At 33.9% G+C, this 22,342-nt stretch carries 11 protein-coding genes; 8 read left to right on the plus strand and 3 right to left on the minus strand.

What is annotated here, in order from left to right:
• The first annotated feature begins 2 nt into the window (after positions 1–2).
• From IPK88_03085 to IPK88_03095, 3 genes are all read left to right on the plus strand, one after another.
• Positions 3–515 (plus strand): hypothetical protein, encoded by a 513-nt coding sequence (locus IPK88_03085; GenBank protein MBK8242386.1) that lies wholly within the window; start codon positions 3–5, stop codon positions 513–515.
• A gap of 321 nt (positions 516–836) precedes the next feature.
• A complete protein-coding gene (locus IPK88_03090; protein MBK8242387.1) occupies positions 837–1,160 on the plus strand; it encodes a hypothetical protein in 324 nt (107 codons plus the stop codon).
• Between the two features lie 74 nt (positions 1,161–1,234).
• On the plus strand, positions 1,235–1,948 hold the full coding sequence (locus IPK88_03095) for an endonuclease/exonuclease/phosphatase family protein (protein MBK8242388.1): 714 nt from the start codon (positions 1,235–1,237) through the stop codon (positions 1,946–1,948).
• Positions 1,949–2,112: 164 nt separating this feature from the next.
• Here IPK88_03095 and IPK88_03100 read toward each other — a convergent pair whose 3' ends face one another.
• Positions 2,113–2,838, minus strand: coding sequence for a hypothetical protein (locus tag IPK88_03100; protein ID MBK8242389.1), 726 nt, complete (start codon positions 2,836–2,838; stop codon positions 2,113–2,115).
• A gap of 480 nt (positions 2,839–3,318) precedes the next feature.
• Here IPK88_03100 and IPK88_03105 point away from each other — a divergent pair, with 480 nt between their 5' ends.
• Positions 3,319–3,915, plus strand: coding sequence for an outer membrane beta-barrel protein (locus tag IPK88_03105; GenBank protein ID MBK8242390.1), 597 nt, complete (start codon positions 3,319–3,321; stop codon positions 3,913–3,915).
• Between the two features lie 252 nt (positions 3,916–4,167).
• Here the strand turns inward: IPK88_03105 and IPK88_03110 are convergent, their stop codons facing one another.
• Entirely contained in the window at positions 4,168–10,509 is a 6,342-nt protein-coding gene (locus tag IPK88_03110; protein MBK8242391.1) for an HYR domain-containing protein, read from the minus strand.
• A 413-nt stretch (positions 10,510–10,922) separates the two neighbouring features.
• A complete protein-coding gene (locus IPK88_03115) occupies positions 10,923–16,952 on the minus strand; it encodes an HYR domain-containing protein (protein MBK8242392.1) in 6,030 nt (2,009 codons plus the stop codon).
• A gap of 462 nt (positions 16,953–17,414) precedes the next feature.
• On the opposite strand from IPK88_03115, the gene IPK88_03120 reads away from it, so the two are divergent.
• The 4 genes from IPK88_03120 (at position 17,415) to IPK88_03135 (ending at position 22,252) form a co-directional block, all read left to right on the plus strand.
• The gene (locus IPK88_03120; GenBank protein ID MBK8242393.1) at positions 17,415–18,251 is read left to right on the plus strand and encodes a T9SS type A sorting domain-containing protein; all 837 of its coding nucleotides are present in this window, start codon (positions 17,415–17,417) and stop codon (positions 18,249–18,251) included.
• Positions 18,252–18,385: 134 nt separating this feature from the next.
• Positions 18,386–19,141, plus strand: coding sequence for a glycosyltransferase family 2 protein (locus tag IPK88_03125; protein MBK8242394.1), 756 nt, complete (start codon positions 18,386–18,388; stop codon positions 19,139–19,141).
• A gap of 67 nt (positions 19,142–19,208) precedes the next feature.
• A complete protein-coding gene (locus IPK88_03130; protein MBK8242395.1) occupies positions 19,209–19,571 on the plus strand; it encodes a CoA-binding protein in 363 nt (120 codons plus the stop codon).
• An 89-nt stretch (positions 19,572–19,660) separates the two neighbouring features.
• Entirely contained in the window at positions 19,661–22,252 is a 2,592-nt protein-coding gene (locus tag IPK88_03135) for a T9SS type A sorting domain-containing protein (protein ID MBK8242396.1), read from the plus strand.
• The last annotated feature ends 90 nt before the right edge of the window (positions 22,253–22,342 follow it).

Here is a 22,342-nt window from a genome sequence, read left to right on the forward strand (position 1 = left end):
ATATGACTATTAGAGCCACAAAAAAATTATTAAATATTTCTGGTATTAAACCTGTAAAGTTTAATGATGCTTCTAATGATATTTTACCTGGAGATTGGTATGCAAAAACTGTAAAAACTGGCCATTTTGGAAGGTTAGTAGTGTTGTTTTTTCATAATAATGCAAAGATTTCCATAATTTGTCCAACCAAATCTTTAAATCTTGCAATTAAACAATTACCGGACAGATTAAAAAAATATTTGACTAGACATAATTTTGAATTTCTATTTGACAAATTCGATTTAAACACTGGAATACAAATATTCACAACTGAAAGTAAAAGTACAATTGGCATCATGAATCAATTAAGCGCTAACATAGAATTTCATTTAAGTAATGCAAAATCATTAGATAACTTTGATTACAATAAATTCGAAGATATTCACTCAAATTATTTATTTACAATTGAAAGTAAAATTGGAAAATATGAGACAACAATCGATATTCTCAATCGGATTAAAGATTCTAATGCGTAATATGATAAAAAATGTATATTTCAAAATCAAAATACTCTTTTGGTCTTTAAAGAGCATTATACTCTTAAACATAACACTAAGTTAGAAATAAATTATGAAAGACCTTCCAATTATATAGGTAACAATTTTCGGATTTCTCGAATTAATTCTGGGATATTGTTGAAATTGACTTCAATGATTCGCCTATATCAATACTAAAATTTCATTGGCACAAATCACTTCAACAAAATTATAGTATAATGGAATACGTTTAGTTTTGATATTAACTTTTCAACTAGTTTTTGGTTATTATATAAATCAAAGTCCCATCAAATATACCCAATGATCGTATCTATAACAAAAATTGAACTCAACTCCTATTCTAAATTGCTTGCATTTCTAAAATTTAATGGCCAAATAATTAAAGAGCTGAAACAATCAAAGTGCATAAAATATAAATTGACACCCAATTGGAATTTGAAAATTTGGTACACTATGACTTTATGGGAAAATGTATATGAGATCAATGAATTTTATCAAAACGGAACCCATTTAGAAGCAATGAAACAATCCAAAACATTTTCATCAAACATTCATTCTCTACGAATTCATACTGAGGACTTGATAAGCTGGAAAGAAGCAAAATTAAAATTTGAAAACAACTAATCATACAATATAATAAATTGATACCAAAGTTTGAAATCATTGAATGAGCCACACATCAAATCCATTTTCTCAAAATGAAACTAATTAGCTGGAATTGCCAAGGAGCATTTAGAAAAAAAGCCGATACCATATTACTTCAACTACCAGATCTACTGGTTGTCCAGGAATGTGAACATCCAGATCTATTGATTTTCAATTCATCAACTCCAAAACCAAAGGACTATCTATGGTTTGGTAACAACAAACATAAAGGCCTTGGAGTTTTTTCATACGGTGATTACAAATTAGAATTATTAGACGATCACAATCCGGAGATTAAAATCATTTCACCCATTTCCGTTATAGGAGAACGCATTAATTTTACACTGTTTGCCATTTGGGCTCACAATCCCAATGATCCAGATGGACAATACGTTGAGCAGGTATGGAAAGCCATTCATCAATACGACCATCTTTTAAATAACGGACGAACCATATTAACGGGTGATTTCAACAGCAATACCATTTGGGATAGAAAAAATAGAATGGCTAACCATTCTGCTGTTGTTGATAAACTAGCACTCAAAAATATTTATAGTGCATACCATAGATACTTTAATCAAGTACAAGGAAAGGAAGATCATCCTACCTTTTTCTTACAACGCAACAAAAATAAACCATATCATCTGGACTATTGCTTTGCATCAAAAGATCTTTACGACAAAGTCACAAATATTCAAATTGGATCTTTCGAAAATTGGATTCAACATAGTGATCACACACCAATAATCATTTCCTTTGATCTATAATCTCAAACAAGGATACCACAAAGCCTAAAGATTGTTGAATGTAATCATCAATTCAACCATTGACACCAAATGCATACAATTCCAGATTATTGAATTTATTTGAATCATTAATAAAACATTAAATTTTAACAAATCCAATGCTCCAAGATTATTAAGTAAAAACTTTAACTCGAAGGACACCTGGGAAGTTCCAAATCCACATCAATGCATCCAGAACAACAATTTGCAATAATTTCGTCTACTATATCTGTAAATCTAATTTTTGCTTCATCCATTTCGCGGAGTTGTTCATCAAGGAATTTTCGAACATTATTTAAATGATAATTGAAGAAGATGGCTAAACCCAATGCAACTGCTGCCAATGCAGCTAATCCAGCAGCAATAATTGGCCCCACATATGGAATAAATGCAACTGCAATCGCTGCAGCAGCTAATACAAATGCAATGGTATAAAAAGTAAGCATCAAAGTAAGCAATTCTCTAATTTTGGACCGATATCGATTTACTCTTTCACACATTAGTAATATTAAGTTCCGTTGTCTGATTAATTCATTCTGTTTGTCTCTGCACGTTGATCGCTCTTCACACATGACAGGACTGCATGGCATTGGAGATGATGCACCAGGTTCTGGTGAAAAATAGGGGTTGGATATGGTTACCATCCCAGAATTACAAGTTGTTACTTCTACTTGAAAAGGACATCTTCCGCGAGGAATTGCATCTGTAACATAAATCAAAGTATCTGTACAATCTCCATCTCTGGAACCTATATCGACTCCGAAACGGTCTATTAATCGGACTTTCCGCACGCCTTCCGGGTCGCGGACAACTATTGTTACAACAATATTATATCGGTCGGCATCGGAAATTACAGCATGAATATCTGGCATGGTCTATACGTTTGATTACAAATATAATAAATTCCTGATTTCCATCTCCTAATCTTACAAATAATGATTTGGCTGAATTGAATTTATAAATAACAATGCATAAATAATGGAATTAAAACCAAAGAATAAAATATTGAAATTTCATACATAAAAATTTGATTTCCTAACATGAGATAATACTAAAGTGATATTGATCAAATTGCCTTTTACAGCATGATGAAAAACATTTAATAGTAATGAATTTTTTGAAACAATAAATTGAACTCACAGAAAATGTTATGAATTACCCCAATAACAATAAATTATCTAAGATAGATTTTACAATATATACATTTCAAAACACCATACTTCAGAACAATAATAAATGATCTATCGTGTTAGGATATATTTAAAAAATAACAATATAAGCATCAAAATTTAATTGAATTACAATATTTAAACTTTAGATCCGTTTTTCTATTCATTATAAATGGCAAACACATGAAAAGTCAAACAAAATTATTATTAATAAGCTTCATATTTATAGGTTTGTATTCTTGCGATTGTTTTGCTCAATCATCAAGATTTAAAACTGGGGTTGTTGCTGGTTTGAATTTTTCTGAATTGGAGGGTGATGAAATTACTGATTACCTTGGACTTAATGCTGGGTTAATAGGCACAGCAAGACTTTCAAAACACACACAATTAGGAATGGAAATTTTATTTAGCCAAAATGGAGAATATATTTTACCAAAGTCTTATCCTGCACTTCAATATGGACAAATATGGTTAAATCATATTGAAGTGCCCATTCATTTCGACTGGCTTATTGGTGTATTTCAAAGGAACAAATTTTACGACTGGAATTTAAATATAGGTATAGCCTATACACGTTTACTTAATTATAATATTGAAAACAATGACAAAGTAAATGTCAATGATCTTATCAGCTATGAAAATAAGCAAGCTATTTTATTACAGGCCGGAACAATCTATAATTTTACAAAAAATATTGGGCTCAACCTTAAAGCCTCTTTACCTATTAGAATTGAAGGACTAAATTGGACATTGGCAGCAAGATTAGTTTACGTTATTTAAAACTCATAACATCAAACTACAATAAACCCATTTCTTGCATGAGATTTTCTAATCGAAGCCTAATTCACATCATGCTTTTTTGTACTTGTCTGATCAGACCCACAAATAATCTACTCTAATATAATATACCCTTAAGTTGCAATAAAAATAATACTGCCTCGCATTAAGTACATTCAATAATTTTATAAAAAATAGAATCAATACAAGTAAATCAAAATATCATTTACTTGTATTGACGCTCCTAATTTATTCTTAGTGCTGAACCACTATTCTCTTGACCAACTGCTCTCCCTTGGTATTTCTCATGACGAATACATAGACTCCATTATTCCAATTAGAAACATCAAACAAATAGGTAACATGTTGCTGGTCTTGCATTTTAATGACTTCATTTCCATAGATATCATAAATAAATACAGATTGTATATCACCCTGATTAACATGTAATGTAATTTCATTATTTGCAGGATTTGGCAATATATCCACCAAAAATAGCGGATTGATTGGTCGATACGTTTGTAATTCTGTACCTATCGAATAGTCTTCTTTAATTTCAATTTCCTTGTTATCATTTGGAGTTAAAAATGATTCCAATTCCTCATTCAAGAAATTACTGAAACTGGTTCCACCATTAATTGAAATACAATAATCTTCAACTTCACCATATAATATTTTACTACATTCACCAGCTGGGTAAGTTCCGTATGACATCATGACTCTCATTCTTACCAGTCTTGGGAGTAATTTATTTGGTACAGTTACATTTGCGTTTATCGTATTTTTTCCTGATCCTGTTATGATGAGTTCATTATTACTAAAAAATCCATCCGCATTATAATCGATCCATGCCTTCCAATATACATTGTAGGTAGTTGCTTTAAAACCCGGAGTCAGCCATATAGATGTTTTTTGTCCATTGGACAATTGCCCACAATTCGTATTAAAATATTTGTAGCCATTGTTATCCCCTGAAGTATTATTAATATTTGCTATAGTTACATTTTGGATCCACATCAATTGACTGTTTTCTGCTCTTGTGTTGCAATACTTACTGATCGAATCGCAATCTATATTTACATTAAATTCACAGGTATCCCGTTTTCCATTTTTAAGTGCTTCATATTTTATAATAGAATTTCCACAAGGAATTAATGTTCCTCTTTTTGGCCCTGCTATTTGAGTTAAATCGAAACAAGTAAATTCGCAAACAAATTCCCGTGATACTTTTCCATCCTGATCATTCCATGTTCCATCAGGAAACATTTCAATATAATCATCATTAGAAGTTAATTTATTAGGCTCTCCTTTTTTCCAATTGGTGTACACGAAAGGTGTACGATCATGCCATTCAAACACACCTTCAATTCTAGCATCTGTGCCACCGATCCAAGCTGTTTGTCCCATTAATTTTTTTGATAGAAATTGATTTTCTTGTGCGTCATTCATGATCGCCAATTTTCCACCATTTAATTCACAAATTAATTTTGCAGTATTCCATGTCTCTGCCGCCTTTGAACAAAAATATCGATGACCATTGTATTCGCCCATATAAATAAATCCAGCCATACTATCAATACAAGGAGTACAATACTTCACTGTTGGCAAAGGCCAAGTATAATAAGTTCCATTCAAATAAACATTTGTTCTAAATACTGTTGTATCGTTTGGACAAAATACTTCTATTTCATTTCCATCTACATTTACTAACATACTAGCAGTACTTGTATTACCACATAAATCTGTCGCAGTAAATACAACTTTAGTTACACCTACTAAAAACTTACTTCCTGATGATCTATTACTTGTAATCGTAACACCACCACATTTATCAGTCGCAATGGGATCTACCCAAGTTGCAATTCCATCACAAGCACCAAAAACCTGAATGGTAATGTTCTTCGGAATACTAGTAAATACAGGGGCTATGTCATCTTTATATTCTATCGTTTGGATACACTCACTAAATGTAGTAGGTATACCAGGAACTGCTGCTCTCCATGTTCTTTCAATTTTTATAGCACCTTTACAAGGTCCCGCATAAATCGTTTTATCTGTATAAGTCATAATCGGAGGAAGACAAGTTGAAATGAGCGGTCTTGCCGTTGCGTATCCTGTAATATCAGGATGAATAGATCCTCCTGGACATCCCGAAATATTTGCAGGGCATGTTATGATAGGTTTGTTGTTACAACAATTCTCTGTCACTGTGATGGTGAAACTACATGTATTTTGATTACCACATGCATCGGTACCCGTATAACTAACGGTAGTTGTTCCTATATTAAATCGATCACCAGGCTTATGCGTTCCTTTAACGGTTACTGGATTACATAAATCTTTTGGTGCAGGTTCAATCCAATTGACATTAACACTGCAATCAGGTCCTGATGCAATCGTAATGTTGGGTGGACAGGTAATGTTGGAATAATTTGGATCTTTAAGATTTGTACTGTTAATAGGAACAGAAAATTCAGTAATTGAAATTTCTTTTTGATTGGATCCCAATTGACAAGTTGATTGAGCTGAAACCCGATATGGTATTCGTGTTCCAGGATTAAAACCACATCTTGCTTTGGCCATAAACCGAATATAGAATTTACTAGAGTCCGGATTAATTACCGTATATGGCAGCGAACCATTAACACCACCAAGTGTGTTTTGTCCTGTAGCAGCGTTCCACTGTTTAGTTATGTCAAATCTATGGATAACACCCAAAGGATCATTTCCTACAATGACAGGGTTGCCAATTTTTCTCCAATTTCCACTTCTAACATTAGGGCTAGGTGGAATTACAGATTTTATCCGATATTCAATATAAGTACTATCCGGTATGTATTCGAATCCCGGTGGAGCTATAAAGTCAAAATCAATGTTTGAAGCATTGGATTGACCAATATTATCAACTTGTACAACAAATTCAATGTTTTCACATAATTTGTAAATTTTAGATGCATTTTCAATGGGCAATAGACTGGTTATACTCATGTTTGTACTAAAGGGTTTTATGTACAAGGTATATTCAGCTTTATCACAGAGATCTGCTTCAAATTGTGTTGGATAACCTACACAATTCCAACCGGCATAAACAATAACACTATCTAAATTACATAAGAAATTACTGCTTCCATTAATTTCCAAATTTAATTGTCCACCTTGAGAAGTTAAATTTCCCAATTGGAAAAAGCCACCTGCTGATGCATTGATTTTTGTATTTCCAATTTTTAATTCATTAATAGCAATTTGTCCAGATGGATTCTTAAAATACAACCAAACATTTCTAGCTTGAGTATTAGCTGCAGTATTATATATATTTAAAGGCCAATTAAAATTAGAAGTTATCCCATTAACGGTTTGGTTACTCGATTGCAAAGCAAGGTGAGGCCTTACAAAAGTCAAATTGAATGCGGTGTTTGAAGGATCCAACACTTGGTCTTCATTATCGATAGGTTCCGTATTATTTCCATTGGCCGGAATGTTGAGTAAAAATCCTCTTCGACTAGCAATCGTTCGACCAGAGAATTTTGATATCTTAGGGACTTGACAATCCGGATTAATAAATACCCGAATTTCAACAATAAATGCATCATCAGGATCATCCCATGGACCATTTGGATTATTTGATTTAAATAATGGTCTTAAATCAAAAACCAGATTTGAAACATTCGGATTAACAGGAGCTACATTTGCTCTAAGGTTAACAGGAATTCCGGAACCCCTCCCCACAGAAAGAACTGCTTCTGAACTTACATACGAATATCCCGCAGGTAACTTAACTTCCATTTGATCCAATACTATTTGAGGACGATATTCAAATGGAAATAAATTAGAACCTGTAGATGTACTTGTGGGAATATTGTGATATTCGAAATTCACAGCAACGAAATCATTCTCACAACCTTCGAATACAGCCGGTATACCATTATTAGTTAAATAATAACCAATGTAAATAAATCTTCCAAATCTATTATAACATTGTTTCTTGTCAATATCATTTATGGGATCCGGAATACTCGAAACGTATAATCGGTTTAACATTAAATTTTCGACTACTACGTTCGGAATATTTTTATTGATTCTGTAAATCACTTTTAATTTAACGGTATCATTTTTTTCATAACCACCAAAGCCGGCTAAATTGGGATCTGCACAACCCGCAGCTAAAATGGCTGGTCTACTTAAATCAAATTTCCATACATCATTTCCCAAATATTCTGATTTAATATCCTGACAATGGATAACAACATTACGACTTGCATCATAAATTTCAGCAGATGCATTAGCAACTATCATTTCAGAAGCACTTGGAAAATTACTTTCGGCATATAAATATTGATGCATTGGAAATACATCTACAGTATCCTCTATTACACCACTATAACGAGCTGTAATTTCATCACCTGCCATTGCGCGAATGGTTTTTATTGGGTCGATATTTGGATCTGCAATATTATTATTATCCGGAAGTTCATCATCATTACTATCCTGCAATCCATAGGTAGTCCTTTTAACATCAAAATCATAGAAAAATACTCCTCTACATTGGTCATTATTAATAATAGGGCAGAATATTTCATTGATCACTTTATTCGATGCTAATGGAATTTCACAATCACAATTATTCGGATCAGGAAAAAATTTAACTTCAACTCCAAATTCAGTAAACAATGGATTTGCTGAGCCCAATTGATTACAATCCAATACTAAATTCTTCAATTTGATTTCTGAATTAACTTTTGAAAACAGCATCGTTTGTAATTCTTGAACATTGAATCGCGCTCTAATGACACCATTATTGAAGTTCAATGATTTTGTTTGCCAAACTCTTCTTGCAGCATCAGTCCACATGATATCAGAAATATTTCCAGACCAACTAAATCCTGGAGGTAAAGTGATCTCCAATTCAATCAAAGAATTCGCATTATAATTACTGATAATTAATTCTCTATAAATGAGTGTTAATTCTGAAAAGACTCCATCCCGAAAAGCTCCAGGTGTTTCATTTGAAATTTCTCCTTTAGTAAAAAATATTTGATCAGTTACCAGAGTAGGTAAAATATTATTTAGATTGCCACAACGGTCCATATAATCAGCCTTTATAGCATCTCCACTTGCATTATAATATCCGGTTGAGGAAGGGCAACATAATTTTTTGGTGTACCTGATTTCTATACGATCATTGGGTCTCATCTCCGGCAACCTTAATGTTGATCCCAATACAATATCTTGGGTATAACAAGAAAGAAATCCATTACAATTTTTGGTTTGGACTTTTATCGGTTTAATGGATTGAAAACCTCCATTATTAATACTTATTTGGAATGCGTTAGAATCTAAAGATCCACCATTACAATCAGCTAATTGATCTATGGTATTCGACCATAAGTAGACATCAAAATCTATATTGGTCGCAATACTGGTTCCTTCATTTTGTACGGTTACTGAATGTTGGTAACTTCTACCTAAGCACAATTCAGATCCAACCTCTTCTGAAATAGTTAATTTAGGTCCTCCAGAAATTTCTATGGAGATATTAGGATTTACCGGATCAGAATATTGACAAATGTTACCACCACATCCCCAACCTGCTACAACCTGAGATGATAAACTATTGCTCTTGCAACCATTAATTTCAATCACCTCTGTTATAACTAAACACTCCGCCTTTGAATTAGGATTACCTCCCTCAGGTCCATCAAATTTAGTATTTGCATTTCCTAAATTATTCGTTCCAGAAAGTGTTGCATTGACAAATTCAGATGCAGGAATCGTAATGGTTTGATTTCCGGGTAAGCCGGAAACATATTGACTTTTTTCTACTCCTCCATTAATTTTTACTCCTTTAATATTGATATCAGAAGCGCCAAAATCATTAATGATAAGAGAATCTAATAAATAGGCATCCACGCCCGTTTGACAAATGGTAAAACTTCTTGTCAATATAGAACCCGGCGATGCTATTGCGGAACCAGGATCAGTTATGGTAAGTTTAGGTTTATTGATAGGTATTGGACTTTCTTCCTTAGTATCGAATCCACCGGTGTAATTCATTTTGTATGACCAATTGAAAACTTCATTAGGGTTGGTATTTATTATTTGAATGACTTCACAATCTACCTTGAGCCCAAAACTAAATTTGATCATAGAACAAACACCTGTTTGCATATCAGGAAAGTCGAATACAATATTTTGTGCTGTTGAAAGATCATTTCTGAATTTTACATTGGATTGAATGCCAGTACACCCTACAGCAAAAAATTGGCCTGAAAACCTTAATCCTTTATCTAATGCAATGGATAGCTGCATACTTGAACTGGTTTTTCCAGTATTTAATTTTACAACATCGATCACCGCCAACGCAGTCTCGCCACATGCAACGACCTTTGGTAATACAGGATTTATAAAATCGATCTCATTCCCTGGGGCTGCTTGGAAATGTTGCTTGGAACTGTTCAAATCTAAAGTTGCAGCGGAAAATACTTTTTGGATTCTAGACTGACTACCTACAGGTAATTCAAAAAATTCTTGTCTAGCTTGAAGTATAACAAAAAGTAAGCAACAGAATAACAGGCCGGTTAATGCTAATTTAACTTTCATTTTAAAACTATATTTTGCTTGATTAAATGGGTGGAAGTTTCAATTCCAGTTCGAAAATTACAACTATTGTATGATTTTTTTTTAAAAATGTTATATGAATAAAAAAAATTATATAGTATACTATAATTGTAATTTTTATCCTTTATATAAATCATTAATATGAATGAATAATGATCTCAAATGATGAATAATTGTTATGTATTTTTTTCTAATTTTCATGATAAGAATTTAGGTATTCTTGTATTAATTCAGCAAGCATTTTTTTACTTTGAATTGGCCTCAATAAGCGCATTGAAAAGAACGCTAAAATGCCGAAATACTGAGACTTTTTTTTCATTCTGGTAATTTTTGTTATATAAAAAAAACCACTCCAAATGGAGTGGTCTTGCTTTTCATATCTATTTAAAATGATTTCAATGTTGTATCACAAATCGCTTTAAGATTTGTTCCTTTTGCTCTGTTTCTAGCAATAAAAAATACATTCCGTTATTCCAATCATAGGTATTGATTGGTTCAATAAATTCTTGTTCATTTAATTTCTTTAATACCATCTTCCCATCCGAATTAAAAATAGACATGGTACTAAATTGACCTTTACTTATTTTAATCTGTATCTCTTCATTTGCTGGATTTGGAATTACACGAACATCAACAGGCCTTGAAATCAATTCAAGAGGATCAAAAAGGTCAATGTTTGCTATATCATCCGGCTGATCACAAATACCTAAACATTTTAATGCTACAGCACCTTCATGGAATGATCCATCAACTTTTAATTCAGTTCCACCATCTAATGAAATACAATAATCTTCAATTTCTCCAAACAAAATATTACTGCATGCATCTTTTGGATAGGAACCATATGACATAGCTATTCGCATTCTCACAAGATGTGGTGCAAATGTTGGAGGCATTTGTATATTAGCACACATCGTTGTGTTACCATATCCATATACGATCTGTTCATTATTGCTAAAGAACCCATCTGCATTATAGTCTATCCATATTTTCCAATAAACATTATAAATGGTATTTAAAAATCCAGGTGTTACACAAAGATTATAATTCTGTCCTGATGTCAATTCACCGCATTGGGTATTAAAATAATGATACCCTCCATTGTCTCCAGATCGATTATCAATATTTGCAAATACCAAACGATCGATCCACATTAATTTACTATTTTCTGCTTTAACATTACAGTACTTAGTAATAGAATCACAGTCCACTTTTATATCAAAACTACAGGTATCTTTTTTACCATCCTTTGAAGCAACATAGGTTATTGTGGAATGTCCACATGGCACCACTGTTCCTCTCGCTGGTCCGGCAATTTGTTTTAAATCAAAACAAGTAATTTCACATACAAATTCACGAGATTCATTTCCATCCTGATCATTCCAAGTACCATCAGGAAATAGTTCTATGTAATCATCATTCGCACGAACATGATTCGGTTGACCAGGCATCCAGTTTTGATATTTAAATAATGTGCCATCATGCCATTCAAATAAACCTTCAATTCTTCTATCCGTACCACCTATCCATGCTGTCTGACCGTTTAATTTACTGGCGATAAATTGATTTTCATCAGCATCTTCTATAACTGCCAATTTACCTCCGTTGATATCACATAAAATTTGAGCATTGACCCATGATTCAGGCCCCTTAGAACAAAAATATCGGTGCCCGTTATGCTCGCCCATATAAATGAATCCTGGTAATGTTTCAATACATGGATTACAATGTTTGACACTTGGATATTGCCAATCTACAACAGCACCATTTATTTGTGGATTAAGACGGTATACTACAGTATCATTAGGACATGAAATTCCAATTTCTGTATTTTGTACACTTACTGTAAAACCAGTAGTCGCAGAATTACCACAATAATCCGTTACCGTATAAATAATATTCCAATTTCCTGCTGTAAAACTGGATCCTGAACTATAATTACTAGTTAGTGATGCAATACCACAATTATCAAGTGCCACTGGAATGGTCCAATGTGCTACTGCTTCACAATTTCCATTGGCATCAACTGTAATATTTCTTGGAGTACTCGTAAACCTGGGCACTTGTTGATCACTTAATTCAATAATTTGTTTGCATTGACTCGATAATTGAGACAATATGGAATCTTTAGCAATCCATGTTCTCGCTATTTTAAGTGCTCCTGCACAAGGCCCTGTAGTGATTACACTATCTCTATAACTAAGTACAAGCGAACCACAAAAATCAGATCCAGGTACAGCAATTGCAAAACCTGTTGCTTCAGGTTGAATGGACAAACTAGGACATGCTTGGTAATTGTTTGGACAAACTAAAGTTGGAGGCTTATTACAACAACTATCCGTCACTGTAACCACAAACGAACAGGTAGAACTATTTCCACATGCATCTGTCGCTGTATAAATAACTTCTGTACTTCCAATATTAAATGGACTACCGATTTCATGATTTGTAGTTATTGAAGTACTGCTGCATTGATCTATAAAAATAGGTGGTGTCCAAATTGGAAATGCATCACAATTATAATTTGGATTGATAGTAAAATTCGCAGGGCAATTAGTCATCACCGGAGCGACAGTATCAACCAATGCTATATTCTGAATACAAGTTGAAAATAAATTGCTATTGGCTGAATCTTGTGCTATCCAAGTTCTTGATAGTATGAGTATACATGATGATATCTTCAATGTATCATCCCGGTAAGTTAACAGCGGCGTTCCACAAGCGTTATTTCCTTTAGTCACTAACGGAGTTCCTGTACGGATTGGATCTGTCGAACCCGGACATGAAAAATAATCCGGTACACATGTTATAACTGGAGGTTTATAACAACAATTTTCTATGACATTCACATTAAAACTACAAGAACTTAAATTCCCGCATGCATCTGTTGCAGTATAAGTTACAACGGTTGTATTTAAACCAAAAGAATCTCCAGGTTGATGTGTACTGGTGATCGTAAAAATACTACACTCGTCCGTTACTAATGGTTCACTCCAAAATATTCTTGCAGAACAATTTAAATCTGACATAACGAAAATCTCAGATGGGCAAGTAATATTCGGTCCGTCTTTGTCATACATATCAATGACTTGAGCACACACAGCAAATAATTGGACATCATTTGGATCTGTAGCTCTCCAAGTTCTAGCTAAACGCAATGAGCAAGGTTGTTGATAAATAATTTCATCCGTATAGCTAATAATTGGATCCGGGCACCCTACTTTGGCAGCTCGCCCAGTTGCAATACCTGTATTGGAAGGATCAGTACTTTGAGGACATCCATTATAATCTCTAGGACAAACAATTATAGGTGGTTTATTACAACAATCATCTGTCACCGTAACTCTAAATGTACAAGTAGCAGAATTACCACAAGCATCAGTTGCTGTATAAATAACATCTGTAATACCTACAGTAAAGACACCTCCGTTCACATGATTACTATTTAACGATACCCTACTACAATTATCAGAAATGCCTGGATTATTCCAGCTGACTACCGCATTACATTGCAGGTCAGGTTGAGCTGTAATATTAGCAGGGCAAATAATATTTGGTGATTCTATATCCTTTAAATCAATCGTTTGAACACATGAAGCCAATAAATTAGGATGAATTGAATCTGCTGCGGTCCATGTTCTTTCCACTCGCAATGAACAACCCTGCTGATACATAATTTCATCCTTAAATGATATAATTGCTGGTTGACAATTTGGATTTAATCTGGTCGAAGTTGCGGATCCTGTAATCGCAGGTTCTATCCCTTGAGGACATCCAAAGAAATCAGGCGGACACACAATTGTAGGATTTTGATTACAACAATTTTCCTCTACGGTAATAGTAAATTGACAAGTAGCCGTATTTCCGCAAGCATCAGTTGCGGTATAAATTACATCGGTATTACCCAGATTCAATTCACTTCCTGAAAGAATTGAACTTGTCAAATTAACACGACTGCAGTTATCAGAAGTAGTTGGCTCCGTCCATTGCACAATGGCTTTACAATTCAAATTAGATTGTACAGTAATATTTGCAGGGCAAATAATATTTGGTGATTCATTATCATGAAGGTCGATCAATTGATCACACGAAGCACTTAAATTAATATTTGTTGGGTCTTGAGCTAGCCAAGTACGCACTACTCGCAACGAGCATCCTTGTTGGTATGTGATTAGATCTGTAAATGATACAACTGGCTCTGGACATCCCACTCTATATGGCTTTCCAATGGCATTACCTGTAATAGCCGGTTCAATTCCTTGTGGACATCCATTGAAATCCGCAGGACATATTATAATTGGATTGTGATTACAACAGCTATCTTCAACAGTGATGTTAAATCGACAGGTAGCAGTATTTCCACAAGCATCTGACGCTGTATAAGCCACTGTTGAAGTTCCAATACTAAATTCACTTCCAGAAATTAATGAACCACTTAAAGTAACACGACTGCAATTATCAGAAGTAGTTGGCTCCGTCCATTGTACTATCGCTTTGCAGTTCAGATTAGATGCTACTGTAATATTTGCAGGGCAAATAATATTTGGTGATTCATTATCATGAAGGTCGATCACTTGAGCACATGAAGTACTTAAATTAATATTTGTTGGGTCTTGAGCTAGCCAAGTACGCACTACTCGCAACGAGCATCCTTGTTGGTATGTAATTAGATCTGTAAATGATATTACTGGCTCTGGACATCCCACTCTATATGGTTTTCCAATAGCATTGCCTGTAATTGCCGGTTCAATTCCTTGCGGACATCCATTGAAATCCGGAGGACATATTATAATTGGATTGTTATTACAACAACTATCATCAACAGTGATGTTAAATCGACAGGTGGCAGTATTTCCACAAGCATCAGTTGCTGTATAATTCACGGGTGTAGTTCCAATACTAAATTCACTTCCTGAAATTACTGAACTGGTCATTGTCACACGACTGCAATTATCAGAGGTAGCTGGCTCAATCCACTGTACTATTGCTTTACAGTTCAGATTAGATGCTACTGTAATATTAGCCGGGCAAATAATATTTGGTGATTCATTATCGTGAAGGTCGATCACTTGAGCACATGAAGTACTTAAATTAATATTTGTCGGATCTTGAGCTACCCATGTACGCACCACTCTTAATGAACATCCTTGTTGATATAAGATTTGATCTGTAAAAGAAATGACCGGATCAGGGCATCCTGCTTGGAATGGTTTACCAATGGCAGTACCCGTTATGGCCGGCTCTATTCCTTGCGGGCATCCATTGAAGTCGGATGGACAAACTATAATTGGATTGTTATTACAACAGTTAGCAATAACTGTAATGGTAAAACTACAACTTGCCGAATTTCCACAATCATCTGTCGCAGTATAAGTAACTGTAGTAATTCCTGAATTAAATCTATTGCCTGAAACATGTGAACCAGCTAAGGTAGTATTGCTACAATTATCCGATACAACAGGATCAACCCAGGTAGCAACTGCTTTACAATCCGGATCTGATTGTAAGGTTAGATTTGGCGGACAAATTATAGATGGTTTTTGAGTATCACTTTGATCTATTTTTTGTAAACAAGTAGACCTTAATAGTGGATGATCAGGATCTGTAGCAGTCCATATTCTGATTAATTTCAAAGTGCAGCCACTTGCTTCAATAATTGAATCTCTAAAAGTCAAAATAGGTGTTGCACAAAATGGACTTCCCGGACTTGCAGTTGCATTTCCGGTAATACCTGGCTCTGTGCCTTGTGGACATCCGTTAAAATCATTTGGACAATGAATCACTGGTGGTGCAGTACAACAGGTGGCAACTACAGTTATTGAAAATGAGCATGTGGATTTATTTCCACAAGCATCCGTTGCCGTATATGTTACGATGTGTTTACCTTCTGTAAATGAACTACCACTGGCCAATGTACTCTCTACACAAACCTTGCCGCAAGCATCACTAACAAAAGGAGATTCCCATCTCACCAATGCAACACAATTTTCATTCGAATTGACTACGGTATCTTTTGGGCAATGTGCAAAAACAGGAGCAATACTATCTTGAAAATATAAATATTGAATACAGAAATTTCTTAAATTAGGTTTTTCAGGATCCTCAGCTACCCAGATTCGCTGTATCGTTTTTTGACCTACACAAGGTCCAGTAGAAATTATTCTATCGCTAAAACTGACCAAAGGTGTTGAGCAATTTGGTCCACCTGGTGAAGCCTTGGCATAACCTGTAGCATTTGGATCTTCAGGGCCTCCCGGACAACCATGAAAATCATGTGCACAAATAATATTCGGTGGATTGTCGCAATCAACCAATGCCTTGAAAACCTTAGCTTCAGTAGGCATCGTAGTTTGACAAAATGATTGTTCAAAATTTAAGAATTCCAAAATCAGAAATCCAGCAATGAGTGTCCAATTTTTCTTCATAAACATTTAGTTTGTTCCAATAAATTACTTTGTTGGAAGTGATATAAAAGACTATGAGAAATTGAGGATTGGTGTTCTTATTGATGTAAAGGTAATTAAGTATTTTCCAAAATTAATAGCAATAAATGATAAAAAAATATCAGGTACTTTATATGTAATTTTTTTAGTATTTAAAAAATATTTAATTTATCAAAAAAGATAATGTGTAATGATGCACAATTAATATTTATTAAACAAATAAAAAAAAACACATAGCATTTTTAACATATCAATAATTTAAAAATATAGGGGTCAAAAAAAAATTGAATAATGTAAATATGAAAAATAATTTAAATACGTAAATCCAACAAAAGATATCTTTCTCAAATTAAATGAATAAAACTTAGATTCCCAATATTTTGTATATAAAGCACCCAACCATTTAGATAGTCAAAAGTGTCCATTAAAGTGTAAATTTGTTATATGATAAAATTAAAATTAACCCTGCTCAGTATTTTCTTGTTGCATGGTTTAATGGCCCAAACATTTACCATTGTAAAATCTATCCCATGTGGTGATTCCATTAACATCACTGGACTGGGATATCCCAGCTGGAATCCACCCAAAATCATTCAAAGACCTAAGCTTGGGCATGCTATTTTGATTGGCGATAAATCTTTTGAAAATACCATGAAATACACCGCCCCGCCCTGTCTGATCGGAAGTGATACCATTATGGTGCTTTGTGCCAAAGCCACACAAATCACTTGCGATACTGGTATCTATATTTTTGATATATCGTGCACTTCAAGTACACCGGATTTTACAACACACGAAGTAGATTGCATGGATTCTATTTATATAAATAACTTAAATGCATTCTGGCAGCCTCAAATCATAACTAACCCACTTCATGGATTTGCCAAAATAATTCTAGAACCCACAGATGGCGCCGGTGTTCTTTATATTCCAAATAAAGGATATCAAGGTCAAGATTATGTTAAAGTTAGTATTGGTGGTAAAGCCCCTAAATTATATGTCTTCAATGTTTATTGTGATATAAAAGTCAATACCAATATTGTGCCCAACTTAGAATATTTACTTTATCCTAATCCTGCTTCAGAATTTTTAGCTTTGAATTTTCCACATGAATCATTATTTACAGATTGTGTCAATGTTCATGGACTTAATATTCCTTTAGCACATCACCAAAATGATGATCAATGGATATTCGATATCAAAAATTTAAATCCAGGCATGTATTACTTAGAAATGAATCATCAAGGGAAAAGATTTATCTTTAAATGGATGAAACAATAAATGGACTGTGTGAATTCCTAAAGCTGTCCAAAACAGAATTATTTTAACAAAAAGCAACACACTAAATACCTTTAGGATATAGTGATCAATTGACAAATCATGCGTTTCTTTGCAGCATCCATTTTAAATGATTCATGAATTCGTTATCTGCTATTATTATTACTTACAATGAAGAAATAAATATCTCTTCTTGCCTTAATTCCCTAAAGCGTATTGCAGATGAAATCATTGTAGTAGATTCATACAGTACAGATCGTACCAGAGAACTTTGTGAAGCTGCCGGAGCTAAAGTATTTACTCATGCCTTCGAAGGGTATGGTCAGCAAAAAAGTTATGCAGCAAATTTAGCAACTCATGATATGATTCTTTCACTTGATGCAGATGAAAGTTTGGATGAAGAAGCCATTGCAGAAATACAAAATTTAAAACGCAATGGTTTTGATGAATTGTATTTAATTAAAAGAAAAACATTTTATTGCGGTCATTGGGTTAAATATTGTGGTTGGTACCCTGATAAAAAATTACGCTTATGGAATCGAATCCATGCCAATTGGTCATTGGATAAACTCCATGAGACCGTATTACCCAATAATCCTCATACACCAACTCAATTATTAAAGGGAAACATCCTTCATTATAGTTACAAAACAACCCAAGATCACCTCAACCAATTGGATCGATTTAGCACCATGGCTGCCAAAAAATATTTTGACCAGGGAAAAAAATCATTCCTCTTCCAGGCTCAATGGTCTTATGTGATTAAATTTCTAGAAATATATATTTATAAATTAGGAATTTTAGATGGAAAAACTGGATTTACGATAGCATTACTATCCGCTTATGGCCAATTTTTAAAATATCATAAACTGCATTTGCTGAATCGATCCTAGAAAATCATTTCTAAAGCAAAAATTCGATTTTTATTGAACTTTTTATTTATTTTTGTCTTAGATCATTATGAATAAAATTACCCTTGTCTTAGGTGCAAGTGAGAATCCAGATCGCTATTCCAATAAAGCAATCCATATGTTGCTTTCCTACCACCATAATGTCATCCCTGTTGGGATAAAAAAAGGCATAGTAGACGGCCTTGAAATAATAACCCAACCAGATTATTTTAAGGATGTAGATACCGTAACCTTGTATATCAATCCAACACTTCAAGAGAAATGGTATGATTATATTTTGTCCTTGCATCCACGTAGAATCATTTTTAATCCCGGCACTGAAAATGAAACTTTTGAAACAATAGCCAATGCCCATGGTATAGAAACCATTGAAGCATGCACTCTGGTTATGTTATCTACAGGACAGTATTAATGCATATCTTTACTTTTAATAAAATAAATAACCGAATCCTATTTTTTAAAAACCAGTTGATTTATTTTTATAGATCTAAATACTAAAATATGTATATAAGATTCATTACCATTTTGATCACAATATTTACTACTCTTGAAATCCAAGCTCAGAATAATCCCATATACAAAAATGGAACTTCACAAATTACAGGTACATGGAATGATCAGGGTACGCTTACAGAAGTATTGGGTACTGGGGCTTTTGAAGGAAATGAACATTATTTGTTTGATTACAAAGTCAATAATTTTTGGGCGGGCTTTGGACTTAATTTAGATGACTGGGGTAATGGTACACCTCTGAATTTTTTACCCTATACACATTTAGGAATTGCTTACCAAGGATTAGCTGATGATCAAGAAGTCTATATCGTATTAGTAGATAAAAAAAATAATTCGACCAATCCATTTGCTCTTGGCAAAAAAAATCAATCTTATGAATATCAAACCATTCCTATCCAAAATTTGAAAGGAAGCAGCAACATTGACCTAAGCCAAATTTCTGTCATTCAAATTGGTATTGGAAATGTAGAAACAGGAACAGGCACACTTCGAATAGATGCTATTGAACTGATACCATCAAATCCCAATAATAAAGCTCCAATAGTTAAGTTAATTAATCCATCTCTAGGAGCTCAATTTACAGATGATCAAATGATTAACTTCGAAGCAACTGCATCAGATTCTGACGGCAGTATTCAGGAGGTATTGTTCTATCGATACAACGAATTATTGGGCAGTGATTTATCAAGTCCTTACACATGGTCTGCTTCACCTTGGGAAGAAGGAACCTATGAAGTGTATGCAATTGCAATCGATAATGAATTTAAAGCAACAACTTCAAATAAACGAAGTATAACTGTTATTCATGTCCCAAAAAAAATACCTGTAACAGCCAATATCAATCTAACAGATTCCTTTACAATAAGTCCCTTTATTTATGGCGCTAACACCACTGATTATAAAAAAAGTACTGCACTTCGTTTAGGAGGGAACAGAATGACAGGTTACAATTGGGAAAATAATGCAAGTAATGCCGGCCAGGATTATTTTCATTCAAGTGATGACTTCATGCCTTATGCTGTTGGATTACCTACGGCTGACTATAATAAAGTTGGTGCCGTTCTTTCCCATTTCCACCAACAAGCTATAGATCGATCTGTGATGTCATTAATCACACTTCCAATGGCTGGTTTTGTATCACATGATAAAAATGGAAATGTTTCGATAACTGAAACAGCACCTTCCGAGAGATGGGATCAGGTCATCGAAAAAAAACCATCAGGATTTTCTTTAAATCCAAATACAACAGATGGAAAAATATATGTTGATGAATCTGTTCATTTTCTGGTTCAAAAATTTGGGAACAGTTTATCAACTAAAGGAATTAAAGCGTATTCATTGGATAATGAGCCTTCATTATGGACCAGCACACATCCTAGAATTCATCCAACGCCTACGCGCATTCAAGAATTAATAGATAAATCAATTCGCACCAGCGACGCAGTGAAACAAGTTGATCCTGATGCATTAATATTTGGACCTGCAGTTTTCGGATTTCCGGCTTTATTAAATTTATTAGATGCACCGGATTGGGATCAATTTAAAAATTCATACCCACGGTTCACTGATGTTTATTTGGATAAAATGAATACGGCAAGTAAATCCGCCGGCAGAAGATTACTCGATGTTTTCGATACCCATTGGTATCCTGATGTCCCTGGAATGGCAACTGATACAAGCAAGTCACAATCATTTATCAGAATGCAATTGCCTCGAACACTTTGGGATAGTAGCTACAAAGAACCAACATGGATTGGACAATATTTTGGCGGTGTAGAAATATTAAGATCCATTCATAAATCCATCGATACTTATTTTCCCGATACTAAATTAGCAGTTACGGAATATAGTTACGGTGGTGCCAATCATATATCAGGAGGCATTGCACAAGCGGATGCTTTAGGAATTTTTGGAAAAGAAAAAGTGTTTTTCGCTTCTAAATGGTATGACATTTCTGATTACCTAGTATCTGCTTATGACTTGTATCTTGATGCAAATGGCAAAGGATTAAAATTTCCTAACAAGGGTCTTAAAGTACATTATACCGATTATAAAAATAGCAGTTTATATGCAGCACAAGACGAATTAAAAAATATCCACCTTATCATATTGAATAAAAATCAAGATGATTCTCTAGACATCAATTTAAATCTTGATGGAAGTATCGATTATGATAGATATGAGTCCTTTGGGTTCTGGAACGGACAAAAAGATTTAGTAGCAGGACCAAAAGGAAATATGAAACAAAACGAACTCAATATACAGGTTCGACCATTATCTGCACACCATGTTGTACTCTACCAAAAACCTGTCCATACAGACCAAGTAAATCATCAATGTCATTGCTTCATCCAACAAAATCCAGTTCAAAACAATTTAAGATTGTCATGCCTTAACTTCGAACATAAACCTTTCCATATTGGCATTATCGATGCTCTAGGCAAAACCATTTTTGAACAAAAACATGAACCACTAAATCATTCAGAATTTTCAATTCAAGTTCAAACATTAGCTTCAGGAACTTACTACTTAAGTATTGTACAGGATCAATACAATCAGGTCATAAAATTTATTAAATAAAAATTAAAATCAATCAAGGAATGGTTCATTTTTACAAAAGATTTGTTGATTTTCAAACATCCACAGGTGTGTTTTACAGAAACACACCCT

Origin of the sequence: Candidatus Defluviibacterium haderslevense (assembly GCA_016712225.1) — a bacterium.
In the GTDB taxonomy this organism is placed as follows: Bacteria; Bacteroidota; Bacteroidia; order Chitinophagales; family Saprospiraceae; genus Vicinibacter; species Vicinibacter haderslevensis.

Bases quoted from the DNA above. Each gene is read 5' to 3' on its own strand.
- IPK88_03085 (MBK8242386.1), top strand. From the start codon at position 3: ATGACTATTAGAGCCACAAAAAAATTATTAAATATTTCTGGTATTAAA.
- IPK88_03090 (MBK8242387.1), top strand. From the start codon at position 837: ATGATCGTATCTATAACAAAAATTGAACTCAACTCCTATTCTAAATTG.
- IPK88_03095 (MBK8242388.1), top strand. From the start codon at position 1,235: ATGAAACTAATTAGCTGGAATTGCCAAGGAGCATTTAGAAAAAAAGCC.
- IPK88_03100 (MBK8242389.1), bottom strand. From the start codon at position 2,838: ATGCCAGATATTCATGCTGTAATTTCCGATGCCGACCGATATAATATT.
- IPK88_03105 (MBK8242390.1), top strand. From the start codon at position 3,319: ATGAAAAGTCAAACAAAATTATTATTAATAAGCTTCATATTTATAGGT.
- IPK88_03110 (MBK8242391.1), bottom strand. From the start codon at position 10,509: ATGAAAGTTAAATTAGCATTAACCGGCCTGTTATTCTGTTGCTTACTT.
- IPK88_03115 (MBK8242392.1), bottom strand. From the start codon at position 16,952: ATGAAGAAAAATTGGACACTCATTGCTGGATTTCTGATTTTGGAATTC.
- IPK88_03120 (MBK8242393.1), top strand. From the start codon at position 17,415: ATGATAAAATTAAAATTAACCCTGCTCAGTATTTTCTTGTTGCATGGT.
- IPK88_03125 (MBK8242394.1), top strand. From the start codon at position 18,386: ATGAATTCGTTATCTGCTATTATTATTACTTACAATGAAGAAATAAAT.
- IPK88_03130 (MBK8242395.1), top strand. From the start codon at position 19,209: ATGAATAAAATTACCCTTGTCTTAGGTGCAAGTGAGAATCCAGATCGC.
- IPK88_03135 (MBK8242396.1), top strand. From the start codon at position 19,661: ATGTATATAAGATTCATTACCATTTTGATCACAATATTTACTACTCTT.